Raw genomic sequence first — 16,405 nt, forward strand, 5'->3', positions numbered from 1 at the left:
CGGCTAGGCATCGCTCATCCCCTGCGGGAAGGCTCGTCATCAGTGTTTTTTGCTATGAAAAACAGGAATGACAGACTGGGCGAGATAGCCATCGCTCATCGTCAAAGGAAGTCGCCATGGTCAAGACCCTCAGCCGCCCCCTGGATCAAGAGTCCGACCAGGCTCAGCTCGATGCCTGCCGCCAGATCATCGGCCAGCACTGCTACAGCACCCAGGAGGAGATCCGCCGCGAGCTCTCCGTGCGCGGTTTCGCCGACATCAGCCAGTCCACCATCTCCCGCCTGCTGCGTCGCCTCGGTGTCGCCAAGGCCCAGAATGCCAACGGCAAGAAGGTCTACACGCTAGTGGAGGAGCAGCTGGAGCCCGCCGGCAGCACCCGCTCCGTGCACGACATGGTGCGCGCCGTGGTGCACAACCAGCAGATGGTGCTGGTGCACACCACGCCGGGCGCAGCCACCGTGGTCGCCCGCCTGCTGGACCGCCACGCCGACCCGGAGATCCTGGGGGCCGTGGCCGGCAACGACGTGGTGCTGATCGCCCCGCGCCACATCAGCCGCACCCGCCAGGCCCATGCCGCCGTGGTGCGCACCCTGGAGCGGGCGCGCTAGGCCCCTCCCCCGCATGCAGCAAGGCGACCCCAGGGGTCGCCTTTTTTGTTGTCCGCCCGACGGGGAGCCAGGTCATGGGAAGGGGCTGGCTCCCCAGCCTTGCCAGCCATAAAAAACGGGAGCCTGGGGCTCCCGTTGTTGCGTCAACGTCTCTCATCAGGCCAGCATGGCACCCAGGCTCAGGCAGACCACGATCAGCACGGTCAGGATACCGAGCAGCGGGGCCACCCACTTCAGGTAGCGCACATAGGGCACCTTGGCGATGGCCAGGCCCCCCATGACCACGGCGGAGGTCGGGGTCACCAGGTTCACCAGGCCGGAGGCGGACTGGTAGGCGGTGACCACCAGCTCGCGACCCACGTTGGCGAAGTCGGCGAGCGGCGCCATGATCGGCATGGTCAGCACGGCCAGGCCAGAGGAGGACGGCACCAGGAAGGAGAGCACCACTTCCAGCGCGAACATCACGTTGATGAACACCACGGTGGAGAGGCCGGTCACTATGCCTTCCGCACTGTGCAAGATGGTGTGGGTGATCATACCGTTGTCCATCACCACCACGATACCGCGGGCGATACCGATGATGAGGGCCACACCAAGCAGGTCACGGGCACCGTCGATGAAGTTGGAGGTCAACTCCTCCTCGCTCATGCGGGAGATGAGGCCGACGATGATGGCGGAGGCCAGGAAGACGCCGGAGATCTGCGCCATCCACCAGCCCAGCACGGCCACCCCGTAGATCATCACGGCGAAGGCGGCGACGAAGATGCCCAGCACTATCTTGCGGGTGGTGGTGAACTCCAGCATCTGGTCACTCTTGTTGCCGAGGAAGTGGGCGCGGTTCTCTTCCCACTTGTCGGCCACCAGGGACTTGCTCGGATCGTTGCGCACCATCTTGGCGTAACGCATCACGTAGGCGACACAGAGGATCCAGCCGGCCACCAGCATGGCCACCCGCAGCCAGATGCCGTCGGTGAAGGAGATGCCGGCGGCATTGGCGGCGATCACGGTGGCGAACGGGTTGATGGTGGAGCCCAGGGTCCCGATGCCGGCCCCCAGCAGCACGGTGGCGGCGGCGACGACCGGGTCGAAGCGGGCGGCCATCATCACCGGTACCAGCAGGGTGTAGAACGGCAGGGACTCTTCGGCCATGCCGTAGATGGTGCCTCCTGCGGCGAACAGCGCCATCAGGATGGGGATCATCCACTCCTCGCGGCCGCGCAGGCGGTCGGTGACGCGCTCGATGCCGGCGTCGATGGCCCCCGTCTTGGTCACGATGCCGAGGAAGCCACCGATGATCAGGATGAAGAGGGAGACGTCGATGGCGCCTGCCTCATAGGTGTCGTGGTTGTAGAGGCCGTCGATGGGTGCCAGCAGCACGTCGACGATGCCCTGGGGATTGGCATCCACCAGCTTGTAGGTACCGGCCACCGGCACTTCCTTGCCGAGGGCTTCGTTCATGGTCATCTCGTATTTGCCGGCGGGCACTATCCAGCTCAGGGCGGCCACCAGGGCGATCAGCACAAACAAAATCGTGTAGGCTGACGGGAACTTGAATTTGGTCATGGTCCAGCTTCCTTCTGTGGGTGTGGTATCCATGCAGGCTGCGGGTCGTAGGGTTAGAGGTGTTGTTCCGCTGTCACATGGTCGAAAAGCCGGGGGTCACCCCCCGGCACCACTACTGCGACCTTAGTCGCCCAGCGTAGCAACCATCACTGCCTTGATGGTGTGCATCCGGTTTTCGGCCTCGTCGAACACGATGGAGTGGTCGGATTCGAACACGTCCTCGGTTACTTCCAGGCCTTTCATGCCGTATTTGTCGGCCACTTCCTTGCCCATGGTGGTCTCGTCGTTGTGGAAGGCAGGCAGGCAGTGCATGAACTTCACATCCGGGTTCTTGGTGGCGTTGATGACATCCATGTTGACCTGATACGGGGTCATCAGTTTCACGCGCTGATCCCAGGCCTCTTTCGCTTCCCCCATGGAGACCCAGACGTCGGTGTAGAGGAAGTCGGCACCCAGCACGCCCTCTTTCACGTCTTCGGTCAGGTGGATACGCGCACCTGTCTCTTCGGCGATCTGGCGGCACTGGGCAACCAGCTCCTCTTCCGGCCAGAAGGCCTTCGGCGCGACCAGGCGGATGTCCATGCCCATCTTGGCGGCGCCGACCATCAGGGAGTTGCCCATGTTGTTGCGGGCGTCACCCAGGTAGGCGAACTTGATCTGATCCAGGCGCTTGCCCTTGCCGTGCTCCAGCATGGTCATGAAGTCGGCCAGGATCTGGGTCGGGTGGAATTCGTTGGTCAGGCCGTTCCAGACCGGCACGCCGGCGTAGGCGCCCAGCTCTTCCACGATCTCCTGGCCGTAGCCACGGTATTCGATGCCGTCATACATGCGGCCCAGTACGCGGGCGGTGTCCTTCATGGACTCCTTGTGACCGATCTGGGAACCGCTCGGGCCGAGGTAGGAGACCTGGGCGCCCTGGTCGAAGGCCGCCACTTCAAAGGCACAACGGGTGCGGGTGGAGGTCTTCTCGAAGATCAGGGCGATGTTTTTGCCGACCAGGTGCTTGCGCTCATAGCCACCGTATTTGGCCTTCTTCAGGTCGATGGCCAGATCGATCATGTATTGGATTTCGCGCGGGGTGAAGTCCAGCAGTTTCAGGAAGTTACGGTTACGCAGATTAAAAGCCATGATGAGTTCTCTCTATATTTGTTCAGACCAATTGGGGCAGTAGTGTTGACTACGCAAAACTTGTTCGGTTACTCAGGCATTCACTGTGTTGGTGGCAACGATATTGGTGCCGGCTTCGCCTCTGAGGATGGCCAGACCATCTTCCAGGGAACCGATCCCCACCATGCCGCCGGTGGCTTTCACAAATTCACAGGAGGCTTCGACCTTGGGCCCCATGGAGCCTGCGTCGAACTTGACCCCGGCCAGCTCGTCCGGGCTGGTGACCCGCAGCGGGCGCTGGGTCGGCTTGCCCCAGTCCAGGTAGACAGCATCCGCGTCGGTCAGGATCAGCAGGGCGTCGGCCTTGATCTGCTTGGCCAGATAGGCGGCAGACATGTCCTTGTCGATGACGGCTTCGATGCCGGTCAGGCTCTGACCATCCCAGGTCACCGGGATGCCGCCACCACCGGTGCAGATGATGAGGTGGCCCTGGGCGATCAGCGTCTCGATGGCGTCACCTTCCACGATGCGCTGGGGCAGCGGGGACGGCACCACGCGGCGGAAGAACCTGCCGTCGGCCTTGACCGACCACTGCTTCTCGGCGGCCAGGGCGCGGGCCTCCACTTCTTCATAAACCGGGCCGATAAACTTGGTCGGGTTGGCGAACGCCGGATCCTGCGGGTCTACCTGCACCTGGGTCAGCAGGGCGGTGACGTTGCGGCTCGGCATCAGGTTCTTCAGCTCCTGGATCAGCATGTAGCCGATCATGCCCTGAGACTCGGCACCCAGCACATCCAGCGGATAGGGGGATACCTTGGTGTAGGCACTGTTCTGCAGGGCCAGCAGACCGACTTGCGGGCCGTTGCCATGCACCAGCACCACGTTGTAATCCTCGGCGATGCGGGCGATGGTCTTGGCGGCGGTGGCGATGTTCTTGCGCTGAATGTCCGCTTCAAGCGGCTCGCCACGACGGAGCAGGGCATTGCCCCCCAGGGCGACGACGACAGTTGGTTTTTTCATGATGTTACTCTCGAGTCTTGGTCTGTGTGGCGCCAGCCTCTGCCGGCGCCACGCCGTCTTGTCAGATGCCGTCGCGTTCCATCGGGCAGCTCATGCAGCGGGCGCCGCCGCGGCCACGTCCCAGCTCTTCGCCCGGGATGGGCAGCACAGTGATGCCAGCCTTGTCGTACTTCTCGTTGGTGTAGGTATTGCGCTCGTAACCCACCACCACGCCGGGACGCACGGTCAGCACGTTGTTGGCGTCGTTCCACTGCTCGCGCTCGGCCTCGAAGCTGTCACCGCCGGTAGTGATGAGCTTGAGCTGATCCACGCCCAGGGCCTTCTCGATGGCAGTCACGAAGTAACCCTCTTCCTTGATGTTCATGCCGGTGGCGCCGCCTGGGGTCAGGCTCCAGCAGTTCACATCCTTGCGGATGACTTCCGGATAGACGGAGAAGGTGTCGATATCCATGTGGGTCATGACGGTATCCAGGTGCATGCAGCTGCGGTGTTTCGGCAGTTCCATGGCGATGACCTGTTTGGCCTGGCCGTGCTTGAACAGGCTGCGGGCCAGATGCTCGACCCCTTGCGGCGTGGTGCGCTCGGACATGCCGATGAGCACGGCGCCGCGGCCGATGACCAGGACGTCACCCCCTTCGATGGTGGAGTTGTCGTAGTCGCGGTCTTCGTCACCGAAGTACTTGATGAAGTCCTGACCGGCAAACTGCGGGTGCCAGCGGTAGATGGCCTTCACATGGTTGGTCTCGCGACGACGGGCGGCCTTGGCCATGGGGTTGATGGAGACGCCGCCATAGACCCAGCAGGAGGTGTCGCGGGTGAAGAGGTGGTTGGGCAGCGGCTCGATGATGAAATCGGTCGGGGCGTGCATGCCGACCACCATGTTGACGCCGCTGTAGGGCATCTCGGAGTAGGTCAGGCCGCCGGAGAGAATGCGGGCCAGCTCGCGATGGGGCATGTCCGCCAGGAAGCAGCGCACGTCGTTGGCCAGCGCGGTGCCGAGACGATAGTCGGAGACCTGGTGTTGCAGCAGCCAGGCTTTGGCTTCCGGCACATCCAGAGTTTCCGCCAGCAGATTGGTCAGCAGGAAGACTTCGACATTCTGATCGCGCAGTACCTGAGCGAATTTGTCGTGCTCCTGACCGGCGCGTTCCACAGACAGAACGTCATCGAACAGCAGATCCTGGCAGTTGGAAGGAGTCAGACGCTTCAGACTGAGGTTGGGGCGGTGCAACATGACGCGGCGCAACTGGCCAACTTCAGAACCTACATAAAATTTGCTCATGATTATATTCCGTCTAGCAGTGGTCCCTGCGAGTGATTGAATAGATTCCTTCTATTCTGGCTCGTGGCTAAGGCGGGATATTCTTTATGTAGGGTATTCAGCTTGTGTTCTATCCTGCCCTTGCCTTTCGATGCAGAGATTAGGACTGGCAGCCACACCAAACTTGGACATTGATCACATTCAACCGAGACTGCATAAATTCAGGAGTTAATTTATGACGGAGTGTACATAAACGATATTTGCCATTGAGCAAACACGGCATAAACAAGCAAAAATCCCCATAAAAATCCCAACAAGATAGCGTTTTCATTCATTTCAGTTATCCATAAAGAGATATTCACCATTTTAAAAAATCTTTATAATCAATCAGATAAAAAAGATTTTTTTAGTATTTGAATTTTTTATATCCATCCATGAATTTATCGTCATTCATCCCCCTGAGAGTCACCACATAAATAGTCACTTTCTCCATTTCGGTTGAATAATCCGTTTTTTGTTCCAGATCATGGCATCTGTGCCAGGTCGCGCGGCAACGCTCCCGCCCTCCCGTCATACCCCCATCTCGCTTATATGAATATGCATTTTGGGCGTTTCCTGACGGCGTTTCTCTCACGAGCTTCATTACAGGCGGGATTTAAAGTTTTTTCATTAGTTGAATTTTTTGCATCGCCTTGCACCAGTCCATGGTTCGCCTTAACTCAGAAAGTGATCGGGATCACACCAAATTCCCTTACCAAGGAGATAACCATGAAGATCAAACCACTGTTCCTGTTCGTCGCCCTGGTCCTTCCCCTGGCCCCGGCCCTGGTCCACGCCCAGGGTGCCCCCGCCATGCCGCTGGTGGTATGCCATGTTGACCAGGCCCCCCAGATGCTGATCCCCGCCTACCTCTGCCAATGGTATGGTGGCAGCCAGCACCACTGATCCGCTCGCCCAGGGGGAGATGCCCTCCTCTTGGGTGGTTGCCCGACTCCGACACCCTCCACTCGGCGCCTCCCCACTCAGCTGGTCCCCAGCCGCTCGCACCACAGCCCTGCCAGCTGCCGTATTCGCTACCACATTACCCGCTCATTGGCGGGATCGGCACCCGGTCATCCCATTTCCCTTAGATGCTCCGGGATGTGCTCATCTGCGATCGACACCTCTCTTCACGTCATTTCTGAACCCCAGTTAAATGGCTTGTAAGACATTCGCCATAGGGTGCGTAAGCAAACAGCCCACAAAGCTCTCGCCATAGTCGGAAGATAAGCGCGAAAAACCCGCAAATAAAATCTTCAAGATGATGATTAATAACAAAATAATCGTTATTTCATTTCGCAAGAAACGAGTTTCGCAAAAACGTTTTTCAACATGCTGTTGTCGCCCTGCGGGAAATCCTTATAGTTACTCCTGCACGGACGCAATGAAGTTGGTCAGGATGACTGGCTGCCAGGGTTGGGCAAATGGACTCACCACAGGATGTGGTAAAGGACACCTCCCAGGACGGAGAAAGTGCGGCGGGAATGGATGACTCGTCAGGTCATGATGGCTAAAGGACACCCCAAAGGATTGGGAAGGGGAAACCTAAAGGAAGAGGTATAGTCAGGGATTGCAGGGAGCAACTTCGTTCAAGGATATGAGCGATAAGACTATCGGGGGCGACGCAAGTCGCCCCCATCTTTTTTGGCCGTTTTTTGCCTCGGCCAACGTCTCTCACTCCAGCCGGAAGTGCCCCACAATCTCCCGCAACCTGTCATAGGTGTGCTGCATGGCGTTCGAGCTGTGCACCGTCCGCTCCCCATTGCCCTTGAGCTGGGTAATCACCTCGGCAATGGCGCTCATGTTGCGGTTGATCTCCTCGGCAACGGCGCTCTGTTGCTCCGCCGCAGTGGCGATATGGCTGATGAGATCGTTGATCTCCACCACCTCCCCCGCCATCAAATCCAGCGACGCATTCACCTTACCGGTGTTTTCTGCCGCATCCTGACAACTCTGACGGGTGTTGCCCATGGCCACCACCACTGTCTGGGCGCCCCGTTGCAGCCGGGTCAGCATGGTCTGGATCTCGGCGGTACTCTGCTGGGTGCGGCCCGCCAGGGAGCGCACCTCATCGGCCACCACGGCGAATCCACGCCCCTGCTCACCGGCCCGGGCGGCCTCGATGGCGGCGTTGAGAGCCAGCAGGTTGGTCTGCTCGGCGATACTGCCGATGACCCCGAGTATGGAGCCAATCTGCTGCACATCCTGCTGCATGGCCTCGATGGAGTGGGCCGTGGTCTCCACCTCGGTCACCAGGGCGGTCACGCTGGCCATGGCCTGATCCACGACCTGGCGTGACTGGCTTGCCAGCTGCTGACTCTGGCCGGTCAGCTGGGCCGTGCTGGCCGCACTCTCCGACACCGAGACGGCGGTGCGGCTCATCTCGTTGATCGCGGTGACGACCTGCTCCGTTTCCCGCACATGCTCGGCCAGCAGCCCCTGGGCCGCCCCCGTCTCCCGCGCGAGATCCGAAATCCCGTCGTTGAGCTGGCCGCTGGCGTGCCGTACCTCCCCCATCATCTCCTGCAGCCGCTCGATAAAGCGGTTGATGCCCGCCGAGATCTGGCCGAGGTCATCCTTGCTGGTCACTGCGAGCCGGCGAGTCAGGTCACCATTGCCCTGGGACAGCTCCTGCACCAGATCGCGCAGGGAGAGAATCGGGCGATAGGCCAGGTTGAGCGCCACCATGGAGATTGCCAGCACCAGGGCTGCGACCCCGAGCAGGGCCAGGGTGATCTTGCCGTTGAGGGCCTGGGTCATGGCCCGGATATGGTCGAGATCCACGTACCCGGTCAGGGTCCACTGACTGCCCCGGATGTCGAGCTTGTTGGGGCGGCTCTCGACCTCTCCACCGGGCTTGCTGCTGTAGAGCACCTGGCCCTGGCTGTCGGTGAGGGAGAAGTAACGCCCCTCTCCGCTCACCTTCGCTAGCAGCGTTTTGAACTCGCTCATGTCGAGGTAATAGAGGTAGGCGGAGTCGGCCCCTCGCGGCACCAGAATGGAGATGACCGGCTTGTCGTCCAGCTGCTCCAGCGCGCTCACGGTGATCTGGTTGTTGGCAGCGGGGATCTGCTTGCGCAGGGCATCGACCCTGGCCTTGTCGTCGATGACGCCATTCGCGTCGAACGCCATGTCGCCAATCACCTTGACGATGTTGTGAAAGCCGGTCTCCTGCAGCGCCTTCTTGACGCTGGTGACCCCGAGGTTGAGGTTGGCGGCCAACAGTACTTTCTGATTGATGTCGTCCGCCAGTTTCTCCCTGACCAGGGTGATCTGTTCGTTGATGTTCTGGGTCGCCTGGGTGCGGATGTAGCTGCTGATGAAGTGGTTGACGCTGAACCAGGCGGTGCCGATGGTAGCCAGGATGGCGAGCAGCAGGAGGACGTTGATCTTGACTTTGAATGGCATGGGATGGGTCCCTCCAAATGAAGAGGGCTGGAATTGCTCCAGCCCTCTCTGCCAATGCTTACTTCTTCTTGGCGTACTTCATGGAGTCCAGCGCGACCGCCAGGATGATGATGCCGCCCTTGATGATGAACTGCCAGTACGGGCTGACCCCGATGTAGGTCAGACCGTAGTTGATCAGTGTGAAGATGAGTACCCCGGTGATGACACCGGCCACCGTCCCCACACCACCGGCAAATGACACCCCGCCCACCACGCAGGCCGCGATGGCGTCGAGCTCATACATGAAGCCCAGGTTGTTGGTGGCACTGCCGATACGGCCCGCTTCCAGCATGCCGCCGAAGGCATAGAAGACGCCGGCCAGGGCATAGATGATCACCAGGTTGACGGCGACGTTGACACCGGACACCTTGGCCGCTTCCGGGTTGCCACCGATGGCGAAGATGTTCTTGCCGAAACGGGTCTTGTTCCACAGCACCCAGACGAAGACGCTGGCGATGGCCGCATAGAAGGTCAGATACGACAGCTTGAATCCGCCTATCCGGATGAACCCCTGTGCGAAGCTGGAGAAGCGGGGATCGAAGCCGGCCACCGGAGAAGCCCCCACGGAGTCGAAATACAGCGAGTTGATGCCGTAGACGATGATCATGGTGCCCAGCGTGGTGATGAAGGGCGTCACGTTCAGGTAGGCCACGATCAGGCCGTTGATGAGGCCGATCAGGGCACCCACGGCGCAGACCAGCAGGATCACCGCCGGGATGGGCACTTCACCCAGGCTTGGGAACACCTTGTTGACGTTGGTCAGGGCCTGCAGCATGGTGGCCGCAATGAGCGCAGCCAGGCCGACCTGACGACCGGCCGACAGGTCGGTCCCCTGAGTGATGATGATGCCCGCCACCCCCAGCGCGATGATGATCCGCACCGAGGACTGGGTCAGGATGTTGCTGAAGTTGGTGAGACTGAGGAAGGAGGGCTCCTTGATCACGATGACCATGAGCAGCACCAGCAGTACCACATAGATGCCGTTCTCTTTGAGCGCCTGCATCAGATTGAATTTTTTAGCCGACTCCATAATGTCTTCCTGTCTTATAGGTACAGAGATGCCAGGCGCAGGATCTCGCTCTGGTCAGTTTCTTTGGTGTTGACGATCCCCGCGACCCGGCCATTGCTCATGACCAGGATGCGATCCGTGATGCCGAGCAGTTCGGGCATCTCGGAGGAGATGATGACGATCCCCTTGTCCTTCTTCGCCAGCTCGAGGATGAGCTGGTAGATCTCGAACTTGGCCCCCACGTCGATGCCGCGGGTCGGTTCATCCAGCATCAGGATCTCGGGCTGGGTCAGCAGCCAGCGGCCGATGATGACCTTCTGCTGGTTGCCGCCGGAGAGGCTGCCGATCTGGGTCTGCTGGGTCGGTGTCTTGACCCGCATGGAGTCGATGACCCACTGGGTATCGCTCTTCATCTTGTTGTCGCTGAGCAGCCCCATGGAACCCTTGTAGTTGTCCATGTTGGCGATCAGGGAGTTGAAGGCGATGTCGAGACGGGAATAGATACCGGTGGAGCGCCGTTCCTCGGTCACCAGGGCGAAGCCATTCTGGATCGCCTCGTGGGCATTGTGGTTCGCCACCTCTTTGCCGTGCAGCTTGATGGTCCCCTCGCTGCGTTCGCGGATGCCGAACAGGGTCTCGACGATGTCCGTGCGCTTGGCCCCCACCAAACCGGCGATGCCGAGGATCTCCCCCTTGTGCAGGTTGAAGGTCACGTCCTGGATGGAAGGCTGGTTCTTGGCCGTCAGGTGCTCGACTTCGAGGATCACCTCTTTGGGCTGGTTGGTTTTCTCCGGGAAGCGCTGGGTCAGCTCGCGACCGACCATCATGCCGATGATCTGATCCATGGTCATGCCCTTGAGTGGCTGGGTCGCCACCCACTGCCCATCCCGCAATATGGTGATCTCGTCACAGAGCTGGAAGATCTCTTCCATCTTGTGGGAGATGTAGACGATGCCGCAGCCCTTCTCCTTGAGCTTGTTGATGATCTTGAAGAGGTGGTTGACCTCTTTCTCGGTCAGGGAGGAGGTGGGCTCGTCCATAATGACGATCTTGGCGTCATAGGAGAATGCCTTGGCGATCTCGATCATCTGCATCTGGGAGACGGAGAGGGTACCGACCTTGACCCTGGGGTCGATGTCGATGTCCAGTTCGTCGAAGATCTGCTTGGTCTCTTCATACATCTTGCCGTGATCGATGAACCACCCCTTGGTGGGGTAGCGGCCGAGCCACATGTTGTCCATCACGGTGCGTTGCAACACCAGGTTCAGCTCCTGGTGGACCATGGAGACACCGTTCTCCAGCGCCTCCTTGGAGGAGGTAAAGTTGATCTCCTCCCCCTTGAAGAAGATCTTGCCCTCATCCTTCTCGTAGATGCCGAACAGGCACTTGAGCAGCGTGGACTTGCCTGCGCCATTCTCGCCCATCAACGCATGCACAGAATGAGGACGGACCCGTAAATTGACTTTATCGAGTGCCTTGACGCCAGGGAAACTCTTACTGACGTCAATCATCTCCAACAGCCATTCTGATTGTTGCCGTGTTGTCATATCAGCCATCACATCTGGTTGGAACAGAGGGCAAGGGGATCACCCTTGCCCGGGAGGAGGGAATTACTCGAACTGGGACAGGTTGTCTTTATCCACGCCCACGTAAGGAACACGCACGATCTTGTTGTCGATCTTCCAGTTGGTGCCTTCACCGGCCGGCTTGCCTTCCGCCAGGTTCTTGGACAGATCGAAGGTCGCCTTGGCCTGGTTGGCCGCGTCGTTCAGCACGGTACCCGCCATGGCGCCGCTCTTGACCATGGCCAGGGCTTCCGGCAGGGCGTCAACGCCGAACACCGGGATGGCGCTCTTGCCTTGTGCCTTCAGGGATTCCACAGCGCCCATCGCCATGCCGTCGTTGTTGGCGATGACCACTTCGATCTTGTTGGCGTTCGGGCCGGAGATCCAGGCGTCCATCTTGTCCTTCGCCATGGCGGTATCCCACATACCGGTATCCATGTGCAGCTGCTCGGTCTTGATGCCGCCGTCGTTCAGGGTCTTGACGACGTAGGTGGTGCGGGCTTCTGCATCCGGGTGGCCAGGCTCACCCTTGAGCAGCACGAACTGGATGACGCCATCCTTGTTCAGATCCCAGGCCGGATTGGCTTTCCAGTGCTTGGCGATCAGCTGGCCCTGGATGATGCCGGACTCTTTGGAGTCGGTGCCCACGTAGTAGGCCTTGTCATAGCTGGCCATGTCCGCCGCGCTCGGTTCCTTGTTGTAGAACACGACGGGGATCTCGTCGGCACGGGCCTTTTCGATCACGACAGAGGCCGCAGCCGGGTCGACCAGGTTGATGGCCAGCGCTTTCACACCCTTGGCCAGCAGGACGTCGATCTGGTCATTCTGCTTGGATTGGTCGTTCTGGGAGTCGTTCATCAGCAGCTCGACACCCGGGTTGGCTGTCGCTTCCTTCTCGATGGCCTTGCGCACCACGGCCATGAAGTTGTCGTCATACTTGTAGACGGTGACACCGATACGGGTATCGGCCTGGGCTTGGGCTCCCGCCATCAGTCCCATCAGCAAGGTGGCAACTGTCGTGAGTTTTTTCATTGTTATGCTCCGATCTCTATCTGTTTTTGTAGGGAATGCTGTACACCATGTGAACTGGCGCCAGCCTAATGTAATCAGTTTGTTGTGTGACGGTCTGTGATCATGGCAACAAAATGAAAACGTTTACACTCTGTTACATAGCGACAATGTTGTTAAAAATTAAATAGTTATGCCCACAACAGCCTCCTTCGAGGCCTTGCCATAAGAGACTAGACTATCTAGCGCAAAATGCAGTTCCAGCTGTAACTTCCAGGCAACAACCAGAATTCGGGCCGCACACTCTGGCTCCAGGAGTCATCCCCGCCCACCCCCATATGGAAGCCATCGAGGCAGAGGTGAGTCCCCCCCAGGGCCACCAGATCGGTCTGGTGACGGGCCTGAGCGAGCTGCTGCTGGCTGTAGCGGCTGACGCTGAAGTGGAAGCGTCCCTCCACCGCCAGATCCCCCAATTGCAGCTGACGGGTATCGCAGCGCAGGCCGTTGTCGGTCGGGAAGACATAGGGGGTGTGCAGGGCCGAGGCGGGCCGTTGCCAGCGCTGCACGTCGGCGGCCAGCAGCCTGTCCGGGTAATTCTCGTGGGGACCGCGTCCCAGCCAGCTCACCTCGTCACCGTCAGCCAGCTCGTCAGCCAGCCAGAGCCGGGCGCCGATGCGCGGCAGGGAGGGCATGTCACCGGCCACCTCCACTTCGATGGCGAGGTGCATGGCTCCGTCGCTGGCAAACTTGTGGTGCCAGCGGGTCAGCAGCTTGAGTTCGGCCCCGACGAAGTAGCCGTGTCGCACCGTCACCGTCCCTTGATCAGGGCTCACCGTCAGGTCGAGACAGCGGTGCGCCAGTGCGTTGAGCCCGGCCTCCTGCCAGCGAGCGATCCAGGCGTTGGGATCGGCGTGATCCGCCTCGCTGGTACCGATGTCGTTGTCGAGTGGCGCCCGATAGAAGTGGTCGGCAATAGCGTCTTTCAGCCGCTCCCGGCCCTGCTTCTGCCAGCTCGCGACTCGGCCGCTGGCCTTGTCGAGCCGCCACTCTCCCCCTGTCGTACGCACTTGCCAGTGATCACCCTGTTCGCTCAGGGTGGCGGGGCTGAACGCCGCCGGAATGGCCAGGGGCGTCGGCAGCATGCATTGCTGGCGCGCCACCTCGTGCCCCGCCTCGGCCCAGGCCGTGGCGCCGTGCTGTACGATGGCGAGATCCAGCCACGCAAGGCTCCCCGCCGCAAAGGCAGGCAAGCGCTCCAGCAGGGTCAGGGTCACGCAGGCCAGGGGCGCCAGCTCAAGCGAGCACTCACCCTGACTCACCACCACGCCGTCCTCGCACAACCGCCAGTGCAGCGTTTCGTTGTCCGTCCTGCGGAACAGGTACTCGCTGGTGATCGCGACCTTGAGCGGCTGCTGGCTGGCCAGGGTCAGCACGAAGGGCTGCTGGGCACGCTTGGCCTCGAACAGCGACGGATGGGGCGTGCGATCGGGGAACAGCAGGCCGTTGCAGCAGAACTGGCGGTCATTGGGGGTATCGCCGAAGTCTCCCCCATAGGCCCAGAAGTGGCGGCCGTCGTCGGTCTGCTTGTCCAGCCCCTGATCGACCCAATCCCAGACGAAACCGCCCTGCAGGCGGGGGTGATCACGAAACGCCTGCCAGTAGTGGGCATAGCCTCCCAGGCTGTTGCCCATGGCGTGGGCGTATTCACACAGGATCAGCGGCCGGGTCTCCCCAGGCAGGCCGATCCACTTGGCCAGCGCCCACTTGGGCACGGCCGGGAAGGGTTGATCCTGATGGGTCCGGGCATACATGGGGCAGATGATGTCGGTGGCCGGGGTATCGGCTCCGCCCCCCTCGTACTGCACGGGACGGCTGGGGTCGCTGCCCTTGACCCACTGGTACATGGCGTCGTGGGCCGGGCCGTAGCCGGATTCATTGCCGAGGGACCAGATGATGATGCTGGGGTGGTTGAAGTCCCGCGCCACCATGCGGGTGACCCGCTCGAGGAAGGCGGTGCTCCAGGCGGGATCCCGCGCCAGCCTCCCCATGGGGGTCATGCCGTGGGTCTCCAGGTTCGCCTCGTCCACCACGTAGAGACCGAGCCGGTCGCACAGGCGATAGAGCTCGGGGTGGTTGGGATAGTGAGAACAGCGCACCGCGTTGAAGTTGTGCCGCTTCATCAGCAGCAGATCCTGCTCCATGTCGGCAGGCGTCACCGCATGCCCCGTGGCGGGGTGGTGCTCGTGGCGGTTGGCACCGCGAATGAGCAGGGGCTGGCCGTTGACCCGCAGCAGACCGCCGCGGATCTCCACCGCCCGAAAGCCCACGTCATAGGCCTCGCTCTCGATGGACTCCCCCTGCTCGTCCAGCAGGGTCAGGGTCAGACGGTAGAGATGGGGGGTCTCGGCGCTCCACTTGTGCGGTGCCGCCACCTCCAGCCAGAACTCGCTCCTGTCTCCGTAGGCCCCCTTCTCGTCGATGGCCCCGGTGCCGAGCGGCTGGCGTCGCTCGGCGATCAGCGTCTCACCGAAATAGAGCCTGGCCTCCACAGCCAGGCCGCTGCCCTCATTGACCTGCAGATCGATCTTGAGGTGTGCATCCCGGTAGCAGGCGTCCAGCACCGGCGTCAGCCGTACGTCCAGCAGGCGGCGCTCGGGTTTGTGCAGCAGGCTGACGGAGCGGAAGATGCCGCTCATGCGCCACATGTCCTGATCCTCCAGGTAGGAGCCATCGGACCAGCGCAGCACCAGGGCCGCCAGCCGGTTTTGCCCGGCCTGCAGGAAGGGAGTCAGATCGAACTCGGCGGGCAACCGGCTGTCCTGGGAGTAGCCGACCCAGCGGCCGTTGCAGAACAGGTGGAAGGCGCTGTCCACCCCGCCGAAGATGATCCGGGTCTGGCCATCAGCCAGCCAGTCGGCCGGCAAGTCGAACACGCGGGAGTAGCAGCCGGTGGGATTCTCGGCGGGCACCCGGGGCGGATCGCAGGGGAAAGGGTACTTGATGTTGGTGTAGATGGGCACATCGGTCACAGGCCGCAACCCTGGGTAGGCCGCATCCAGCTGCCAGTTGCCCGGCACCAGGATAGCGGTCGCGTCCCCCAGATCCTCGTTCACCCAGGACTCGGGCACCAATTCCGGCGCATCGAAGAAGGAGAAGCGCCACTCGCCGTCGAGCAGCAGGCAGGAGGGGGAAGGCAAGCCGGCCCGCGCCTCGGCCTCGTCACGCCAACTGGACAAGGGGGTATGGGCGGGCAGCCGATTCACCGACGTAATCGCCTGGGTCTGCCAGTCCTGACGGGCCACTATCTCCCTGAGCATCTCTTTCTCTCCCTGCATGAGCACTGAAAACCATTGCAGTGTAGGGAAGTTTTGGCCGTGGTTCGGCGATCTCGCTCACAACGATGTAAACGATTACACTTATTTTGTTAAGTAAAGCGGAGTAAAAATAGGATAAATGCAGGTAAAAGCCCGTTCCGGTCAGCACGGGGGTAAAAAGCGGGGATTCACGGCTCGGAGACCGGGAGCTGATGGTTGATAAAGATGCGGGCAGGGATGAGTGCTTGACGCCGCCATCCCGCCGCCGGGGTGACCGCGTCGGACAGGGGATCGGAGCCGCCGCGCAGAGGCAGGGGGCGAACGACCACCTCTTGTTACTGCCATCCCCACACCCGGGCCGCAATAGTGGCAGGGGAGCAACACCTAGGTGGATCTCGTGAAAGGGCAATACGATGCCCACCGCCCGGTGGCGGCATCCGCCGTGAGATCGGGGCAGAAGGACA

11 protein-coding genes are annotated in these 16,405 nt (G+C 60.9%); 2 read left to right on the top strand and 9 right to left on the bottom strand.

The window, feature by feature from the left end; genetic code table 11:
- Window positions 1–116 precede the first annotated feature (116 nt).
- Window positions 117–608 (top strand): arginine repressor, encoded by a 492-nt coding sequence (locus BN1136_RS10510; protein WP_043764017.1) that lies wholly within the window; start codon window positions 117–119, stop codon window positions 606–608.
- A 156-nt stretch (window positions 609–764) separates the two neighbouring features.
- On the opposite strand, the gene BN1136_RS10515 is transcribed toward BN1136_RS10510, so the two are convergent.
- From BN1136_RS10515 to arcA, 4 genes are all read right to left on the bottom strand, one after another.
- Window positions 765–2,171, bottom strand: a complete 1,407-nt coding sequence (locus BN1136_RS10515) for a YfcC family protein (RefSeq protein ID WP_043764018.1) — start codon at window positions 2,169–2,171, stop codon at window positions 765–767.
- Between the two features lie 123 nt (window positions 2,172–2,294).
- Window positions 2,295–3,299, bottom strand: a complete 1,005-nt coding sequence (argF, locus tag BN1136_RS10520; RefSeq protein ID WP_043764019.1) for an ornithine carbamoyltransferase — start codon at window positions 3,297–3,299, stop codon at window positions 2,295–2,297.
- Window positions 3,300–3,371: 72 nt separating this feature from the next.
- Window positions 3,372–4,298 carry a carbamate kinase gene (gene arcC, locus BN1136_RS10525; RefSeq protein ID WP_043764020.1) on the bottom strand — a complete coding sequence of 309 codons (927 nt, stop codon included), beginning with the start codon at window positions 4,296–4,298 and terminating at the stop codon, window positions 3,372–3,374.
- A gap of 61 nt (window positions 4,299–4,359) precedes the next feature.
- Window positions 4,360–5,580 carry an arginine deiminase gene (gene arcA, locus BN1136_RS10530; RefSeq protein ID WP_043764021.1) on the bottom strand — a complete coding sequence of 407 codons (1,221 nt, stop codon included), beginning with the start codon at window positions 5,578–5,580 and terminating at the stop codon, window positions 4,360–4,362.
- 747 nt (window positions 5,581–6,327) lie between these two features.
- On the opposite strand from arcA, the gene BN1136_RS20220 reads away from it, so the two are divergent.
- The gene (locus tag BN1136_RS20220; protein WP_134694276.1) at window positions 6,328–6,504 is read left to right on the top strand and encodes a hypothetical protein; all 177 of its coding nucleotides are present in this window, start codon (window positions 6,328–6,330) and stop codon (window positions 6,502–6,504) included.
- 768 nt (window positions 6,505–7,272) lie between these two features.
- Here the strand turns inward: BN1136_RS20220 and BN1136_RS10535 are convergent.
- The 5 genes from BN1136_RS10535 to BN1136_RS10555 all read right to left on the bottom strand — a co-directional run bounded on the left by BN1136_RS10535 (window position 7,273) and on the right by BN1136_RS10555 (window position 15,944).
- Window positions 7,273–9,006: a methyl-accepting chemotaxis protein gene (locus BN1136_RS10535; protein ID WP_043764023.1), complete on the bottom strand. Its 1,734-nt coding sequence runs from the start codon at window positions 9,004–9,006 to the stop codon at window positions 7,273–7,275.
- A 58-nt stretch (window positions 9,007–9,064) separates the two neighbouring features.
- Window positions 9,065–10,075 carry a galactose/methyl galactoside ABC transporter permease MglC gene (gene mglC, locus BN1136_RS10540; RefSeq protein WP_043764024.1) on the bottom strand — a complete coding sequence of 337 codons (1,011 nt, stop codon included), beginning with the start codon at window positions 10,073–10,075 and terminating at the stop codon, window positions 9,065–9,067.
- A gap of 14 nt (window positions 10,076–10,089) precedes the next feature.
- Window positions 10,090–11,610 carry a galactose/methyl galactoside ABC transporter ATP-binding protein MglA gene (gene mglA / locus BN1136_RS10545; RefSeq protein WP_043764025.1) on the bottom strand — a complete coding sequence of 507 codons (1,521 nt, stop codon included), beginning with the start codon at window positions 11,608–11,610 and terminating at the stop codon, window positions 10,090–10,092.
- Window positions 11,611–11,664: 54 nt separating this feature from the next.
- Window positions 11,665–12,651, bottom strand: coding sequence for a galactose/glucose ABC transporter substrate-binding protein MglB (gene mglB, locus BN1136_RS10550; RefSeq protein WP_043808467.1), 987 nt, complete (start codon window positions 12,649–12,651; stop codon window positions 11,665–11,667).
- A gap of 218 nt (window positions 12,652–12,869) precedes the next feature.
- Window positions 12,870–15,944, bottom strand: coding sequence for a beta-galactosidase (locus BN1136_RS10555; protein ID WP_043808468.1), 3,075 nt, complete (start codon window positions 15,942–15,944; stop codon window positions 12,870–12,872).
- Window positions 15,945–16,405: the final 461 nt, after the last annotated feature.

The organism is Aeromonas taiwanensis (assembly GCF_000820165.1).
Lineage (GTDB): Bacteria > Pseudomonadota > Gammaproteobacteria > Enterobacterales > Aeromonadaceae > Aeromonas > Aeromonas taiwanensis.

Excerpts from the sequence above, each read along its gene's own strand:
- BN1136_RS10510 (WP_043764017.1), top strand. The coding sequence starts at position 117 with ATGGTCAAGACCCTCAGCCGCCCCCTGGATCAAGAGTCCGACCAGGCT.
- BN1136_RS10515 (WP_043764018.1), bottom strand. The coding sequence starts at position 2,171 with ATGACCAAATTCAAGTTCCCGTCAGCCTACACGATTTTGTTTGTGCTG.
- argF (WP_043764019.1), bottom strand. The coding sequence starts at position 3,299 with ATGGCTTTTAATCTGCGTAACCGTAACTTCCTGAAACTGCTGGACTTC.
- arcC (WP_043764020.1), bottom strand. The coding sequence starts at position 4,298 with ATGAAAAAACCAACTGTCGTCGTCGCCCTGGGGGGCAATGCCCTGCTC.
- arcA (WP_043764021.1), bottom strand. The coding sequence starts at position 5,580 with ATGAGCAAATTTTATGTAGGTTCTGAAGTTGGCCAGTTGCGCCGCGTC.
- BN1136_RS20220 (WP_134694276.1), top strand. The coding sequence starts at position 6,328 with ATGAAGATCAAACCACTGTTCCTGTTCGTCGCCCTGGTCCTTCCCCTG.
- BN1136_RS10535 (WP_043764023.1), bottom strand. The coding sequence starts at position 9,006 with ATGCCATTCAAAGTCAAGATCAACGTCCTCCTGCTGCTCGCCATCCTG.
- mglC (WP_043764024.1), bottom strand. The coding sequence starts at position 10,075 with ATGGAGTCGGCTAAAAAATTCAATCTGATGCAGGCGCTCAAAGAGAAC.
- mglA (WP_043764025.1), bottom strand. The coding sequence starts at position 11,610 with ATGGCTGATATGACAACACGGCAACAATCAGAATGGCTGTTGGAGATG.
- mglB (WP_043808467.1), bottom strand. The coding sequence starts at position 12,651 with ATGAAAAAACTCACGACAGTTGCCACCTTGCTGATGGGACTGATGGCG.
- BN1136_RS10555 (WP_043808468.1), bottom strand. The coding sequence starts at position 15,944 with ATGCTCAGGGAGATAGTGGCCCGTCAGGACTGGCAGACCCAGGCGATT.